The sequence below is a fragment of the Streptacidiphilus sp. PAMC 29251 genome (genome assembly GCF_054208735.2).
Window position 1 is genome coordinate 5,343,070 of the sequence record NZ_CM135725.2, and the last position, 14,739, is coordinate 5,357,808.

The 14,739-nt window shown below is 72.4% G+C and carries 13 protein-coding genes; 7 read left to right on the forward strand and 6 right to left on the reverse strand.

Annotation, left to right across the window (positions count from 1 at the left end):
* Positions 1-38 precede the first annotated feature (38 nt).
* Positions 39-500 (reverse strand): MarR family winged helix-turn-helix transcriptional regulator, encoded by a 462-nt coding sequence (locus ACXKR8_RS25195; protein WP_458266849.1) that lies wholly within the window; start codon positions 498-500, stop codon positions 39-41.
* Complete coding sequence (locus ACXKR8_RS25200; protein WP_458275080.1) at positions 497-1,891, reverse strand: MFS transporter; 1,395 nt, start codon at positions 1,889-1,891, stop codon at positions 497-499. The genes ACXKR8_RS25195 and ACXKR8_RS25200 overlap by 4 nt, the downstream gene beginning before the upstream one ends.
* Positions 1,892-2,065: 174 nt before the next feature.
* Here ACXKR8_RS25200 and ACXKR8_RS25205 point away from each other — a divergent pair, with 174 nt between their 5' ends.
* Entirely contained in the window at positions 2,066-2,680 is a 615-nt protein-coding gene (locus tag ACXKR8_RS25205; protein ID WP_458266850.1) for a TetR/AcrR family transcriptional regulator, read from the forward strand.
* A 35-nt stretch (positions 2,681-2,715) separates the two neighbouring features.
* Here the strand turns inward: ACXKR8_RS25205 and ACXKR8_RS25210 are convergent, their stop codons facing one another.
* The gene (locus ACXKR8_RS25210; RefSeq protein WP_458266851.1) at positions 2,716-3,363 is read right to left on the reverse strand and encodes an Lrp/AsnC family transcriptional regulator; all 648 of its coding nucleotides are present in this window, start codon (positions 3,361-3,363) and stop codon (positions 2,716-2,718) included.
* Between the two features lie 181 nt (positions 3,364-3,544).
* Between ACXKR8_RS25210 and ACXKR8_RS25215 the strand changes: the two genes are divergently transcribed.
* Genes ACXKR8_RS25215 through ACXKR8_RS25225 form a run of 3 tightly spaced genes read left to right on the forward strand, consistent with a single transcriptional unit; the run spans position 3,545 to position 7,025 of the window.
* Positions 3,545-4,699, forward strand: a complete 1,155-nt coding sequence (locus ACXKR8_RS25215) for a thiamine pyrophosphate-dependent dehydrogenase E1 component subunit alpha (RefSeq protein ID WP_458266852.1) — start codon at positions 3,545-3,547, stop codon at positions 4,697-4,699.
* Positions 4,699-5,715, forward strand: a complete 1,017-nt coding sequence (locus ACXKR8_RS25220; RefSeq protein ID WP_458266853.1) for an alpha-ketoacid dehydrogenase subunit beta — start codon at positions 4,699-4,701, stop codon at positions 5,713-5,715. The genes ACXKR8_RS25215 and ACXKR8_RS25220 overlap by 1 nt, the downstream gene beginning before the upstream one ends.
* 5 nt (positions 5,716-5,720) lie before the next feature.
* Complete coding sequence (locus ACXKR8_RS25225; protein WP_458275081.1) at positions 5,721-7,025, forward strand: dihydrolipoamide acetyltransferase family protein; 1,305 nt, start codon at positions 5,721-5,723, stop codon at positions 7,023-7,025.
* 3 nt (positions 7,026-7,028) lie between these two features.
* On the opposite strand, the gene ACXKR8_RS25230 is transcribed toward ACXKR8_RS25225, so the two are convergent.
* The 3 genes from ACXKR8_RS25230 to ACXKR8_RS25240 form a co-directional block, all read right to left on the reverse strand.
* Positions 7,029-7,481: a GNAT family N-acetyltransferase gene (locus tag ACXKR8_RS25230; RefSeq protein WP_458266854.1), complete on the reverse strand. Its 453-nt coding sequence runs from the start codon at positions 7,479-7,481 to the stop codon at positions 7,029-7,031.
* A 180-nt stretch (positions 7,482-7,661) separates the two neighbouring features.
* On the reverse strand, positions 7,662-7,991 hold the full coding sequence (locus ACXKR8_RS25235) for a rhodanese-like domain-containing protein (RefSeq protein ID WP_458266855.1): 330 nt from the start codon (positions 7,989-7,991) through the stop codon (positions 7,662-7,664).
* Positions 7,992-8,047: 56 nt separating this feature from the next.
* On the reverse strand, positions 8,048-8,344 hold the full coding sequence (locus tag ACXKR8_RS25240; RefSeq protein ID WP_462099844.1) for a hypothetical protein: 297 nt from the start codon (positions 8,342-8,344) through the stop codon (positions 8,048-8,050).
* A gap of 922 nt (positions 8,345-9,266) precedes the next feature.
* Between ACXKR8_RS25240 and ACXKR8_RS25245 the strand changes: the two genes are divergently transcribed.
* From ACXKR8_RS25245 to ACXKR8_RS25255, 3 genes are all read left to right on the forward strand, one after another.
* Positions 9,267-12,002, forward strand: coding sequence for an ATP-binding SpoIIE family protein phosphatase (locus ACXKR8_RS25245; protein WP_462099845.1), 2,736 nt, complete (start codon positions 9,267-9,269; stop codon positions 12,000-12,002).
* Positions 12,003-12,063: 61 nt separating this feature from the next.
* A complete protein-coding gene (locus ACXKR8_RS25250; RefSeq protein ID WP_458266858.1) occupies positions 12,064-12,495 on the forward strand; it encodes a MarR family winged helix-turn-helix transcriptional regulator in 432 nt (143 codons plus the stop codon).
* 91 nt (positions 12,496-12,586) lie between these two features.
* On the forward strand, positions 12,587-14,719 hold the full coding sequence (locus tag ACXKR8_RS25255) for an MMPL family transporter (protein ID WP_458266859.1): 2,133 nt from the start codon (positions 12,587-12,589) through the stop codon (positions 14,717-14,719).
* Positions 14,720-14,739 lie beyond the last annotated feature (20 nt).

A 14,739-nucleotide genomic window follows, 5' to 3' on the forward strand; every position in this document is an offset into this window, starting at 1 on the left:
CGAATGTTCGGTCGGTACAAGAGAAGAACCCGGTCACTCTAAAGCTTGGCCACCAGCCGGTCCAGCGTCGCCAGCTCCTCGGGATCCAGGGCCAGCATCGACTCCGGCGGCCGGGCCAGGATCGCCTCCGCCTGCGCGGCGACGACCAGCCCGGCCTCGGTGGCGGTGACGATCTTGCAGCGCCGGTCCTCCGGGTGGACGCTGCGCAGCACCAGGCCGCGCCGCTCCAGGTCGTCCACGATCAGCGTGGTGTACGGCTTGTCGGTGGCCAGCCTGGCGGTCAGCTCGCTCATCTGCATCGGCCCGGCGGCCGCCAGCCGCCGCAGCGCCTTGCTGCGGCCGAAGCTCATCCCCAGCTTCTCGGCGACCTCGGTGCGCCGGTCGTCCTGCTCCAGGACCACGTGGCGCATGGCCTCGAAGATCCGGGCGGCGGTCTCGGCGGCGGCGCCGCTGGCCTCGGCAGTCTCGGTGGGGGCGCTGGCGTCGGTGGGAGCGTTCATGCGGCGACCGGTGTCCTGACGTCCTCGGGGGCGAGCTTGGCGGCGTTGCGGGCAGCCGTGCCCTTGGCCCAGGCCCCCGTGGTGAGGATACCGAGCGCCAGTACCACCAGTCCGCAGGCCACGTTGATCCACCAGCCGATGTGGCTGGCCTCGGTGAAGGCGGCCGGGGTGCTCGGCCCGTGCACCGAGGAGGTGACCACGGAGACGATCACCGCGACCCCCAGCGACTGCCCCACCTGGCGGCTGGTCGAGGCGACGGCGGCGGCCACCCCGGCCTGGCTGCGCGGCATCCCGGAGACGGCGGTGTTGGTGATCGGCGCGTTGAGCATCCCGAAGCCGATGCCGAACATCACGTACGCCGCCATCAGCTGCCAGGTCGGGGTGACCAGGCTGAGCCCGGTCAGGGTCAGCCCGCTCAGCGACATCGCGATCCCGGCCACGATCAGCGGGATCCGCGGCCCGCGCGAGCCGACGATCCGTCCGGACAGCGGCGCGAAGACCACGGTCATCGCGGCCATCGGCAGGGTGAAGAGACCTGCCTTGAGCGCGCTGTAGCCGAGCGCGTTCTGCAGGTAGAGGGTGTTCAGGAAGAGGAACCCGGCCAGTGAGGCGAAGCCGGAGACGGCGATCACGGTCGCCCCCGAGAACGGCACGCTGCGGAAGAAGCGCAGGTCGATCAGGGGTTCGCGGCGGCGGGACTCGTAGAGCACGAAGGCGGCCACGGCGGCCAGCCCGAAGCCGAAGCAGCCCAGGGTCTGCGCGGAGCCCCAGCCCGCGGCCGGGGCCTCGATGATGGCGTAGGTGATCGAGGCGAGCAGGGTGATCACCAGCAGCTGGCCGACCGGGTCGATCCGGCGCGCCTTGGCGGCCTTGGACTCCGGGATGAAGCGTCCGGCCAGGACCAGTGCGGCGATGCCGATCGGGATGTTGATCCAGAAGATCGACTGCCAGCCCACCGAGCCCACCAGCAGGCCGCCGACGACCGGGCCGAGCGCCATGCTGAAGCCGACCGTGGCGCCCCAGACGCCGATGGCGCGGGCCCGCTCGCGCGGGTCGGTGAAGGTGTTGGTGATGATCGACATCGCCACCGGGTTGAGCATCGAGCCGCCGACCGCCTGGATCATGCGGGCGACGATCAGCCAGCTCAGGCTGGGGGAGAGGCTGCAGAGCAGCGAGCCCAGGGTGAACAGCACCAGGCCGTACTGGAAGGTGCGGCGGCGGCCGATCCGGTCGCCGGTGGAGCCGGACAGCATCAGCAGGCTGGCCAGAACCAGGGTGTAGGCGTCGATGACCCACTGCAGACCGGAGACCGAGGAGTGCAGGTCGTGCTGGATCGAGGGCAGCGCGACGTTCACGATCGTGTTGTCGAGCCCGACGATGAACAGGCTCATACAGCAGATGCCGAGGACGAGGAAGCGCCTGCGGACGCTGAGGGCGGCTGAGCTGCTGTCGGGCACAGGGATCGCTCCAGGCATTTCGGTAGTTTGACTTCTATAACTGTTATGACAATACAACTGTCATGGTGGACTGCCAAGCCGGGCGGTCGAGACCGTAGGCTTCCGGTCATGGTCGACAACTCGCGGACACAGCGGCGTGACAGCTACACCGTGGACACGCTGCTCGCCGTGACCGTCCGGGTGTTCAACGAACGCGGCTACGACGGCACCTCGATGGAGGATCTCTCCCGGGCCGCCGGGATCAGCAAGTCCTCGATCTACCACCATGTCCGGGGCAAGGAGGAACTGCTCCAGCTGGCCGTCGGCCGCGCCCTGGACCACCTCTTCGCCATCCTGGACGAGCCCGCCGCCGCGACCGGACGGGCCGTCGACCGGCTGGAGCACGTGGTGCGGCGGACCACCGAGGTGCTGCTCACCGAGCTGCCGTACGTCACCCTGCTGCTGCGGGTGCGCGGCAACACCGGCACCGAGCTGTGGGCGCTGCAGCGGCGCCGCGAGTTCGACCAGCGGGTCTCGGACCTGCTGGCCGAGGCGGTCAGGGCCGGGGAGCTGCGCGCCGACGTGGAGCCGCGGCTGGCCACCCGGCTGCTCTTCGGCATGATCAACTCGCTGGTGGAGTGGTACCGGGCGGACCCGGACACCAGCGTCATGGACTCCGCCGTCCAGCACATCACCGACGCGGTGACCACGCTGGCCTTCAGCGGGCTGCGCGCCAAGGACTGAGCCTGCCTGGACGACTGGCCGGCCCGGCGCCGGGGTCAGTCCGGCAGCACCGGGGTGCGGTCGGTCTCGTCGAAGACCAGCAGGGTGTGCGTGCCGAGCACCTCGGGGATGCTCTGGATCCGGTTCAGCACCAGCTCCCGCAGCGCCCGGTTGTCCACCGTGTGGACCAGCAGCAGCACATCGAAATCCCCGCTGACCAGCGCCATGTGCTCCACCCCCGGCAGCTCCAGCAGCTGGCCGCGGACCCGGCGCCAGGAGTTCTGCACGATCTTCAGGGTGATGTACGCGGACGCCGCCTGCCCGGCCCGCTCATGGTCCACCCGCGCGGTGAAGCCCCTGATCACCCCGTCGTCCACCATCCGCGCGATCCGCGCGTAGGCATTGGCGCGGGAGACGTGCACCCGCTCGGCGACCGAGCGGATCGAGGCCCGGCCGTCCTGCTGGAGCAGCCGCAGGATGGCCCGGTCGATCCGGTCCAGCTGACGCTGTTCGACCATCGACTCGTCGGACGGCTTGGGCGGTTCCCCTGCCGCCCGGCCGGCGATCGGCACCCGGGCGGAGGAGGCCCGCTGCCGGGTCCGCTCGGCCACCCACTCGGCCGCGGGCCCGGTGCGCAGGGCCGGCAGCGGCACCCGGCGCCCCGCACGCGGCTCACCCGGTCCGGCCATCTGTTCAGCAGGCATGGTCCCCCGTCCTTCCCTGATGGACATCCGGATTCCAGCAGAGCGCGATCGCAGCCGTTTGTCCACCACTAGGGCGGGAGAGTAGCCGATTCGATCAAACAACCGAACAATCGGTAGGGAGCACCACGTTTTCTGAGCCCCGCCAGCACCTCTCTCACCCACCGACACCAGGAGGTGCCCCGTGACCGTCATCGACCACTCCACCGTGTCGACACCGCTCGCGTCCGTGTGGCCGCCCGAGGCACACGGCCCGCGCCGCGACCCGGCGCCGCTGCTCCCCGAGGCCGAGCCGGTCCGGATTCTCGGCACCCCTGCCTTCGCCGACCTCGCCGCCCGTCCCGAGGGGCCCGAGCTGCTGCGCGACCTCTACCGCCGCCTGGTCGCCGGACGCCGCTACAACCAGCAGGCCACCACCCTCACCAAGCAGGGCCGGCTCGCCGTCTACCCGGCCTCCACCGGTCAGGAGGCCTGCCAGATCGCCGCCGCCACCGCGCTGCGGCCCACCGACTGGCTGTTCCCCAGCTACCGCGACACCCTGGCCGTGGTCTCCCGGGGGGTGGACCCGCTGGAGGCGCTCACCCTGCTCCGCGGCAACGCGCACAGCGGCTACGACCCCTTCGAGCACCGGGTCGCCCCGCTGTCCACCCCGCTGGCCACCCAGGCCCCGCACGCGGTCGGGCTGGCCCACGCCGCCCGGCTGCGCGGCGACTCCACCGTGGCCCTGGCGCTGGTCGGCGACGGCGGCACCAGCGAGGGCGACTTCCACGAGGCGCTGAACTTCGCCGGGGTGCTGAACGCCCCAGTGGTCTTCCTGGTGCAGAACAACGGCTATGCGATCTCGGTCCCGCTGTCCAAGCAGTCGGCCGCGCCGACGCTGGCCCACAAGGCGGTCGGCTACGGCATCCACGGCCGGCTGGTCGACGGCAATGACGCCGCCGCCATGCACACCGTGCTCAGCGAGGCGGTGGAGCACGCCCGCGCGGGGCTGGGCCCGGTGCTGGTCGAGGCGGTCACCTACCGGATCGAGGCCCACACCAACGCCGACGACGCCGGGCGCTACCGCAGCAGCGAGGAGGTCGCCGAGTGGCAGCAGCGCGACCCGCTGGCGCTGCTGGAACGCGAGCTGCGGACCGCCGGACTGATCGGCGACGGTGAGGTCGCGGACGCCGCCAACGCCGCCGAGGCGCTGGCCGATCGGATGCGCACGGTGTTTCACGTGAAACCGGAATTGGACCCCATGTCGCTGTTCAGCCATGTCTACGCCGAGCCCACCCCGCAACTGCGGGAGCAGGCGGCCCAGCTGGCCGCCGAGCTGGCAGCGGAGGCCGAGGCGTGATGACCACCGTGACCGCACCCCCCGTCGCCGCACCGCCCCGCACCACCCTCGCCGCCGCGCTCAACGCCGGCCTGCGTGACGCCATGCGGGACGACCCGTCCGTCCATGTGCTGGGCGAGGACGTCGGCACCCTGGGCGGGGTGTTCCGGGTCACCGACGGGCTGGCCGCCGAGTTCGGCGCCGACCGCTGCCTGGACACCCCGCTCGCCGAAGCGGGCATCCTCGGCACCGCCGTCGGCATGGCCATGTACGGGCTGCGGCCGGTGGTGGAGATGCAGTTCGACGCCTTCGCCTACCCGGCGTTCGAGCAGCTGGTCAGCCATGTCGCCAAGATGCGCAACCGCACCGCGGGCGCGGTGCCGCTGCCGATCACCATCCGCATCCCCTACGGCGGCGGCATCGGCGGGGTGGAGCACCACAGCGACTCCTCCGAGGCCTACTACGCGCACACCCCGGGCCTGCACGTGGTCACCCCCGCCACCGTCGCCGACGCCTACGGGCTGCTGCGGTCGGCCATCGCCTCGGACGACCCGGTGGTCTTCCTGGAACCCAAGCGGCTCTACTGGTCCAAGGACGAATGGTCCCCGGACGACCCCGCACCGATCGAGCCGATCGGCCGGGCCGTGGTCCGCCGCACCGGCCACTCGGCGACCCTGCTCAGCTACGGGCCCTCGCTGCCGGTCTGTCTGGAGGCCGCCGAGGCGGCCAGGGCCGAGGGCTGGGACCTCGCGGTGGTGGACCTGCGCAGCCTGGTGCCCTTCGACGACGAGACCGTCTGCGCCGCGGTCCGGGCCACCGGACGGGCGGTGGTGGTGCACGAGGCAGCCGGATTCGCCGGCATCGGCGCCGAGATCGCCGCTCGCGTCAGTGAGCGGTGCTTCCATCACCTGGCCGCGCCCGTGCTCCGGGTCACCGGCTTCGACATCCCCTACCCGCCGCCGATGCTGGAGCAGCACCACCTCCCCGGGGTGGACCGCATCCTGGACGCGGTGGCGCGACTCCAATGGGAGCAGTGAACGCGATGCCCTCCGTACGCGAGTTTCTGCTGCCCGACCTGGGTGAGGGCCTGACCTCGGCCGAGATCGTCCGCTGGCTGGTCGAGGTGGGCGACGTGATCGTGGTGGACCAGCCGATCGCCGAGGTCGAGACGGCCAAGGCCGTGGTCGAGGTGCCGTGCCCGTACCCGGGCGTGATCACCTCCCGCGCGGGCGAGGCCGGCGCGGAGGTGCCGGTGGGCTCGCCGCTGGTCACCGTGGCAGTGGGCCCGGAGGGTGGCTTCGCCGCCGAGGGTTCCGATGCTCAGGGCTCGGGCGCTGAGGGCTCGGGCAATGTGCTGGTCGGCTACGGCACCACCGAGAGCACCGGCAGCCGCCGCAGGCGGCTCGCGCCGAGCGGGGGGCGGGCTCCGGCCCCGGCCTCCTCGCTGGCTCCTGCCCCGGCCGCTGCCCCGACTCGCGCCGCCGCCGCACCCGCCCCCACCACCGCGTTCGCCGTGATCTCGCCGCTGGTGCGACGCCTCGCGCGGGAGCACGGGATCGACCTCGCCGTGCTCACCGGCAGCGGCCCCGACGGCCTGATCATGCGCGCCGACGTCACCGCCGCCGTGGACAGCCCGATCCCCGCGCCAGTTCCCCAGCTTCAGGACGAGGACGTCACCCCGCTGCGCGGAGTCGCCCGTCTCGCCGCTGAGACCTTCAGCCGGAGCCGCCGGGAGATCCCCGACGCCACCTGCTGGGTCGACGCCGACGCCACCGAACTGCTCACCGCCCGCCGCGGCCTGGACCTCAGCCTGCTCGCGCTCCTCGCAAGGATCTGCACCGCGGGACTGGCCCAGCACCCGGAGCTCAACTCCAGCGTGGTCACCGGTCCCGACGGCGCCGCCACCGGCATCCGCCGGCACCGCGCCGTGCACCTGGGCTTCGCCGCGCAGACCCCGCGCGGCCTCGCCGTCCCGGTCGTCCACGACGCCCACCTGCTGAGCACCGCGGGCCTCGCCGCCGAACTCGCCCGGCTCACCGGCGCCGCCCGCGAGGGCCGCCTCGCCCCGGCCGAGCTCACCGGTGGGACCTTCACCCTCAACAACTACGGGGTCTTCGGCGTCGACGGCTCCACCCCGATCATCAACCACCCGGAGGCGGCGATGCTGGGGGTGGGCCGGATCGCGCCTAAGCCCTGGGTGCACCAGGGCGAGTTGGCGGTACGTCAGGTGGTGCAGCTGTCCTTCAGCTTCGACCACCGGGTGTGCGACGGAGCCGTCGCCGGGGCCTTCCTCCGCTTCGTCGCCGACGCGGTCGAGTCCCCCACGACGCTGCTGCGATACCTCTGACCGTCAGCTCAGCACGAACCGCGGCAGCCCGTCCTCGTTGGCCCCGTCCCGGAGGAAACCGGACCGGTGGAGCACCGCCTGCGAGGCCGTGTTGCCCGGTTCGGTGTGCGCCAGCACCAGGGCGACCTCGGGGTCGGCCAGCGCGTACGCGGTGAGCAGACCCACCGCCTCGGTGGCGAAGCCATGGCCGCGCGCGGAGGCGGCGAGGTCGTAGCCGATCTCGACGCTGCCCAGGCTCGGCGGTCCATGGAACCCGGCTCCGCCGAGCGCCGCGCCGTCCTCGAGCCTGATGATCGCGAACGCGCCCCAGGCCGGGTCGTAGATCCCGGCTCCGGCCGCCTTGACGATCATCCCGCAGGCGTCCCTGGTCCCCTCGTAGGGGCCGCCGGGGGCCCAGCTGAACCCTCCGTAGCCGGTCCCCCCGGCCAGTTCGGCCGCCGCGGCGGGGGTGATCACTCGCAGTTCTATCCGGTCAGTACGCGGTAGCAAGGGCGTGCCGGAAGCCATTTGACCCCTCTGGGCAGGTTATGTACTACTGACCGGCCCATCATGGCGGATCATCCGGCCCCGGCACACCCACTTTCCACAGATCGTTCGCCCACGGGCGACAAGCAGTGGCCCTGGCGGCAGCCGCAGCTACAGCACGAACGCCTCGCGGCCGTCCATCCCGGTCATCGGCCGGCCCGCCGCCTCCCAGGCGTACATCCCGCCGTCCACGTTCACGGCGTCCCGGCCCTGGGCGACCAGGTACTGCACCACCTGGGCCGAGCGGCCGCCGACCCGGCAGAGCACATAGAGCTTCTGCTCCGGCAGCTCCTCGATCCGGGCCAGCACCTGGCCCATCGGGATGTGCAGCGCGCCGTCGACATGACCGGCGTCCCACTCGTCCTGCTCACGGACGTCGAGCAGCGCGGCCTCGGCCGGTACGGAAGCGGCGTCCACGGTGGGAACAGCGGGGTGGGGCATAGGTCTCTCCAGACTCAAGGGATGTGTTGCTCGGTGGTCTCGTGGATGGACGGCGGTCAGAACGCTCCGACCAGCCGGTCCAGCTCCGCCTGGCGGGTGGCGACCGACTCCAGCAGCTGCTCGGCCAGCACCTCCAGCAGGGCGTCCGGGTCGTCCGGGAGCAGCATCAGCAGCTGTCCCATCGGGCTGTCGGCGAGCTCGGCCCGGGTCAGCTCGATCCGGTGCAGCCGCGCGGTCAGCCAGTCCAGGCGCTGCCGCAGCCAGGCCGTCCGTTCCGGGGTGCCGCTCGGGGGTGCGCCGTTGTCGCCGGTCTCGCCGGCCCACTCCTCGGCCAGCGCGGCCAGCGCGAGCACGTCGCCGCGGGAGTAGGCCTCGTTGACCCGGGCGATGAAGGCGCCGCGGAGCTGCTGCTCGGCCGGGTCCTGGGCCAGGTCCGGGTGGGCCCGGCGGGCCAGGTCGCGGTAGAGGCGCTGGGCCTCCTTGTCGGGGCCGGATCCGCTGCGGGGCCTGCGGCATCAGCGGCGGCTCCGAGTCGGCGCCGCCCTGGCCGGAACCCTGGCCCGGAACCGAGCCCGCCTCCCCGGCCGCTTCGGCCGCGGCGGCGTCGTTGGCGGCCTCCGTGGCGGCGAAGAAGGCCTCCAGGTCCGGCATCGGCTCGACGATGTTGCGGGCCTCGAAGGCCCGCCTGATGTCGTCCGGGTTGCCGGTCCGCGCAGCCGTGGCCTCGGCGATCAGCGCGTCCAGCTCGTCCAGGCGCACATACATGGGACCGAGCCGCTGGTGGTGCACCAGGGCGAAGTTGTCGAGCTCCACCCGCAGGGTCTCGACCTCCACCTCGGCGTCGACCCACTGCGCCTCGGTGAGCGCGATCTGTTCCTCGAGCTGCTGCTCCTCGGGGTCGATCCACCGGACCGGGGTGTCGGCAGCCATCTCAACCTCAATGCTTGTTGTTTTTACCGCGTGTCCGCCAAGTCACCCTACTGTCCCTACGACGGCGATCGAGGGCGCACACTAGGGCGTGCGAGCCCGCGCGCGCTACTGGACACCTCAATTGTTCTCCGATGTCAGGCAACAGAGGCAGGTTTCATGCTTGCCTGGGGGTATTCCATAAGAGGTGCAGCGCAGAACGATCAGCAGTGGGAGCTGAGAGAGGTGAATATGGCGGAAGAGTCCTTCGCGGCTTCCGGGCGAGGGCGGCATGACGCTGCCCTGAACAGGGCCCCCCGTGCTTCCGCCGCCGCGGCGGCCTCCCCGCTCTCGGCACCGTCCGGCGTGGTGGCCGTGCTGCGCCTGGCCGTGCTGATGGTGGACTCCGACGGGCGGCTGTGCCACTGGAACCGCACCGCCGAGGAGGTCTTCGGCCACCGCCGCGACGACGTCTTCGACCGCCCCGCCTCCGGACTGCTCCCGCTGGCCCGCGGCGGCGCCCCGCACCCGGCCGGCGCCGCGACCGCACCGGTCCCGCCGACCGCCCCGGCCGAGGGCCGGCTCGGCGACGCCCTGGACCACCTGGACGACCTCACCACCGGCGACTCCTCCTGGACCGGGGAGCTGCTGGTGACCGACCGGGACGGGCGCACGGTCGAGCTGCTGTGCTGGACCTACCGGCTGATCGAGCCGGTCGGGCGCAGCCTGCTGGTGCTCGCCGCCGACGCCAGGCCGCTGCGCGAGGCCGGCCCGCGGATCGCGCTGGGCGACCAGTTCCTCCCCTACGCGGCCACCACCGCCTCCGGGCAGTCCGCGATGCGGATCGCCCCGGTCCAGACCGCCCCGACCGGGGCCGCCGACGCCCAGCGCACCGCCCAGCGGCTGTCGGTGATGCTGCCCAGGACCGCCGAGGACCGGCGCACCCGGCTGATCGGCCAGCTGCTGGCCGCGGGCGCCCCGGCGCTGCTGGTGAACGGCACGATCCGGCTCCCGGTGCTGCCGCACGAACTCCCGGACGGCTCGCCGCTGCCCGGCTCGGCCGGCCTGCCCACGCTGACCGGGGCCGGGGGCGGTGCCGCGACCGACGAGCACGACCGCCAGGACGACTCCGCCGACTCCGCGAAGAACCGGCCGGACGCCTCCTCCACCGGCTGGCTCACCAGCCCGGAGACCGGGCCGGAGACCGGGCCGAGCACGGTCGTGCCGGTCCCCCGCACCGGACAACCGCAGGCCGCCGCCCTCCCGACCACGCCGACCGCCCCGGCCACGCCGACCGCGCGGCTCCGTCCCGGCTTCGAGGGCGGCCCGTTCAGCGGGCCGCCGACGGTCCCCACGCTGACCCTTCCGCCGGGCCTGCTGACCGGGGCCGGCTTCGCCGCGGCGACCGCCGTGCCGCTGCCGCTCGCGCTGCCGGCCAATGAGCAGCTGCGGCTGCTCAGCCATGCCGGCGCCCGGATCGGCACCACCCTGGACCTGGATGTGACGGTCCATGAGCTGTGCCAGGTGGTGGTCCCCGGGATCGCCGACTTCGCCTGCGTGGACCTGCGGGACCGGCTGATCGTCGACACCGAGCTGCCGCGCGACCGCCCCGACGACGAGACCCAGCTGCGCCGGGTGGCCCGGGCCTTCAGCGAGTCGCTGGCCGGCTGGGAGCACCAGGTGCACGAGGGCAGCCTGTTCCAGCTGTCCGGCAACACCCCGTCAGGTCTGGCGCTGCAGACCAACCAGCCGGTGCTGGTGCCGGTGGTGGACCCGGTGGTGGCGGAGCAGTGCGCGGCCGGCCGGGGCGGCCCGGCGCTGGCCCCGCTGTTCGACGGACGGTCGATGCTGACGCTGCCGCTGGCGGCGCGGGGCACCGTGCTGGGCATCCTGACCCTGCTGCGCAACGCCGACCGGCCGCCCTTCGACGAGACGGACGCGGCGTACCTGCGCGAGCTGGCGGCCCGCGCCGCGCTGTCGATCGACAACGCCCGGCTGCACCGGATGGAGGCGAAGACCGCGCTGACGCTGCAGCGCAGCATGCTGCCGACCCGTCCGCCGAAGATCCCCGGGGTGCTGATCGCGCACCGCTACATCCCCGGCGACCGCCGGGCCGAGGTCGGCGGCGACTGGTTCGACGCGATCCAACTGCCCGGCAGCCGGGTCGCCCTGGTGGTCGGCGACGTGATGGGCCACGGCCTGCACTCGGCGGTGGCGATGGGCCGGTTCCGCACCGCGATGCAGACCCTGGCCGCGCTGGACCTGCCGCCGGGCCAGATCCTGCGGCACCTGGACAACCTCTCCCAGCGCCTCGGCGACGACCACCTGGCCACCTGCCTCTACGCGGTCTACGACCCGATCGCCCGCACCTGCACCCTGGCCAGCGCGGGCCACGTACCGCCGGTGCTGGTCCATCCGGACGGGCGCGGCGAGCTGCTGGAGATCCCGTCCGGCGCGCCGATCGGCGTGGGCGGGGTGCCGTTCGCCTCCCGCGAGATCAAGGTCTCCGACGGCAGCATGCTGGTGCTCTGCACCGACGGCCTGGTGGAGATGCGCGGCGGTGACATAGGGGACGGCCTGGCCGCGCTCTGCGGCGACATCGTGGATCCCCGGCGCAGCCCGGACGAGGTCTGCGACACCGTGCTGGAGCGGCTGCACACCGACGACCGCAACGACGACCTGGCGCTGCTGATCGCCCGCTTCGACGGCATCCCGCCGCAGGACGTGATCTCCTGGTCGCTGCAGCTGGACCCGACCGAGGTGCACCGGGCCCGGCGGCTGGCCCGCGAGCAGCTGGTCCAGTGGGGCCTGGGGGAGTTGGCGGAGACCACCGAGCTGCTGGTCAGCGAGCTGGTGACGAATGCGCTGCGGGTGGCGCGGGACCGGGTCGAGCTGCAGCTGATGCGGGTCGGCAAGCTGCTGGTCGAGGTCAGCGACGACGACCACAACCTGCCGTCGCTGGAGCCGTCCGAGGCGCTGGACGAGGACGGCCGCGGGCTGAGCCTGGTCAGCAGCCTGTCGGCGCGCTGGGGGACCAGCCGCAAGGCGGTCGGCAAAGTGGTCTGGTTCGAACTTCCGCTGCCGCACACGCCGCACAGATCCTGAGCGTTTCGGACGGGACATTTTCCGGCTTTGGTTGTACTGTGCAACCAAAAAGGAGCCTGCCTTGTCCGCCGCACCCACCCGCTCCGCGTCCATCGACGCCATCCAGCGCGAGCTGACCGCCGTCGCCCGGCGCGCCCGCGCGCTGGCCTTCCGGATCCATCCCAGCCTGACCCTGGTCACCTACACCCTGCTCGACCACCTGTACGAGCGCGGCGGCTGTCGCGGCACTGACCTGGCCGCGCACTTCATGCTGGACAAGTCCACGGTCAGCCGTCAGATCGCCGCCCTGGAGAAGCTCGGCCTGATCGAGCGCAGCGCCGACCCGGAGGACCTGCGCGGCCAGATCATCCGCGCCTCCCCGGCCGGCGAGCAGCTGCTGAGCGACGTCCGCGAGCAGCGCCACGCCGCTTTCCTGGAGCGCCTGGCCGACTGGCCGGACGAGGACCTGGAGCGGTTCTCCACCTATCTCGGCCTCTACAACGCCCGTACCTGAGCTGACCTGCGCTGCTTGACACCACCCCGGCGTACGTCACATCGTATTCCCAACGATCGCGATGTATCGCGTTACTTGGGGGATACACACAATGAATCTCGCCCGGCGGCTCGCCGCCCTGCCCTGCGGACGACGAAGCAAGTGGGTCGTCCTCGCTGCCTGGATCATCCTGCTGCTCGTCCTCGCCCCGCTCGCCGGGAAGCTCACCAACGCCGAGAACAACGAGGCGTCGAGCTGGCTGCCGGGCAGCGCCGAGTCCACCAAGGTCCTGAACCTCCAGGGCCAGTTCGCCGCGACCCAGAGCGCCCCGACCGTGGTGCTCTACGTCCGCGACAGCGGCATCACCGCCGCCGACCGGGCCAAGGCCACCGCCGACATCGCGGCCTTCGCCTCCGCGCCCAACGTCAAGGGCGCCATCACCGGGCCGGCGTCGGCCAAGGACGGCAAGGCGCTGCAGGTCATCGTGCCGGTCGACATGACCAAGGGCGGCTGGAACAACCTCACCCCGGCCGTGGACAGCATCCGCGCCACCGCGAGCAAGGGTGATCCCGGCCTCACCGTCCACATCACCGGGGTCGGCGGCATCGGCGCCGATCAGAGCAAGGCGTTCGCCGGGATCGACGGCACCCTGCTCTACGCCACCGTCGGCATCGTGATCGTGCTGCTGCTGCTCACCTACCGCAGCCCGACCCTCTGGCTGCTGCCGCTGCTGTCCTCGGGCCTGGCCCTGACCGCCGCCGAAGCCGTCATCTACCTGCTGGTCAAACACGCCGGACTGACCGTCAACGCGCAGAGCGCGGGCATCCTGCTGGTGCTGGTGATCGGCGCGGGCACGGACTACGCGCTGCTGCTGGTCGCCCGCTACCGCGAGGAGCTGCGCCGGCACGAGGACCGGCACGAGGCCATGGCGGAGGCCCTGCACCGGGCCGGCCCCGCCATCCTGGCCAGCGCCGCCACCGTCGCGATCAGCATGCTCTGCCTGCTGTTCGCGCAGATGAACTCCACCCGCGGCCTCGGCCCGGTCTGCGCCATCGGCATCGTGATCGCCCTGGCGGCCATGCTCACCCTGCTGCCGGCCCTGCTGGTGATCACCGGACGCTGGGTGTTCTGGCCGGTCAAGCCGTCCTTCGGCACCGCCGAGCCCACCGAGAGCGGCGTCTGGGCCCGGGTCGGCGGCGGCATCTCCCGCCGTCCCCGGCTGGTCTGGATCGGCACCACCCTCGCCCTCGGCGCGCTGGCGCTGGGCATGTTCAGCCTCAAGGCCGACGGACTGTCAACCGCGGGCTCCTTCACCGGGAAGCCGGACTCGGTGGTCGGCCAGGCCGTCCTGGCCGAGCACTTCCCGGCCGGGGCGGGGTCCCCGGTGATCGTGATCACCAACGCCTCCGCGGCGGACCCGGCCCTGCAGGCGCTGAAGAGCGTCACCGGCATCGCCTCGACCACCCCGCCGCTGGTCAAGGGCGACCACGCCTATCTGACCGGCACCCTCTCCTCCGCCCCGGACAGCAAGGCGGCGCACGACACCGTGGACCGGGTCAGGGCCGCCGAGCACGCCGTGCCCGGCGCGCAGGCCCAGGTCGGCGGTGACACGGCGGTGCAGCTGGACACCCAGCGGGCGTCCCGGCACGACTCCTTCGTGATCATCCCGATCGTGCTGCTGGTGGTGCTGCTGATCCTGGCCCTGCTGCTGCGGGCCGTGGTCGCGCCGCTGCTGCTGATCGCGACCGTGGTGCTCTCCTACGCCGCGGCCCTGGGCATCAGCTCGCTGGCCTTCACCCATCTGTTCCACTTCCAGGGCGAGGACAGCTCGTTCCCGCTGTTCGTCTTCGTCTTCCTGGTCGCCCTGGGGATCGACTACAACATCTTCCTGATGACCAGGGTCAGGGAGGAGTCCGCCATCCGGGGCACCCGCGGCGGCGCGCTGGCCGGGCTCGCCGCGACCGGCGGCGTGATCACCTCCGCCGGACTGATCCTGGCCAGCACCTTCGGGGTGCTGGGCACGCTGCCGGTGGTGGGCTTCGCCGAGATCGGCTTCGCGGTCTGCCTGGGCGTCCTGCTGGACACCCTGGTGGTCCGCTCGATCCTGGTCACCGCGCTGACCATGGACCTGGACCGGCGGCTGTGGTGGCCCAGCGCGCTGAGCAAGGTCACCGCCCCGCCGTCCGCGCCCGCGGCGCGCGGCGGGCTGCTGACCGAGGACCAGGAGTCGGGCAGCAGGGCCTGACCGGGTACTGAGATACGGCC

What these genes read in the sequence shown, in the direction of transcription:
- ACXKR8_RS25195 (WP_458266849.1), bottom strand. Translation starts at nt 500, where the DNA reads ATGAACGCTCCCACCGACGCCAGCGCCCCCACCGAGACTGCCGAGGCC.
- ACXKR8_RS25200 (WP_458275080.1), bottom strand. Translation starts at nt 1,891, where the DNA reads ATGAGCCTGTTCATCGTCGGGCTCGACAACACGATCGTGAACGTCGCG.
- ACXKR8_RS25205 (WP_458266850.1), top strand. Translation starts at nt 2,066, where the DNA reads ATGGTCGACAACTCGCGGACACAGCGGCGTGACAGCTACACCGTGGAC.
- ACXKR8_RS25210 (WP_458266851.1), bottom strand. Translation starts at nt 3,363, where the DNA reads ATGCCTGCTGAACAGATGGCCGGACCGGGTGAGCCGCGTGCGGGGCGC.
- ACXKR8_RS25220 (WP_458266853.1), top strand. Translation starts at nt 4,699, where the DNA reads ATGACCACCGTGACCGCACCCCCCGTCGCCGCACCGCCCCGCACCACC.
- ACXKR8_RS25225 (WP_458275081.1), top strand. Translation starts at nt 5,721, where the DNA reads ATGCCCTCCGTACGCGAGTTTCTGCTGCCCGACCTGGGTGAGGGCCTG.
- ACXKR8_RS25235 (WP_458266855.1), bottom strand. Translation starts at nt 7,991, where the DNA reads ATGCCCCACCCCGCTGTTCCCACCGTGGACGCCGCTTCCGTACCGGCC.
- ACXKR8_RS25255 (WP_458266859.1), top strand. Translation starts at nt 12,587, where the DNA reads ATGAATCTCGCCCGGCGGCTCGCCGCCCTGCCCTGCGGACGACGAAGC.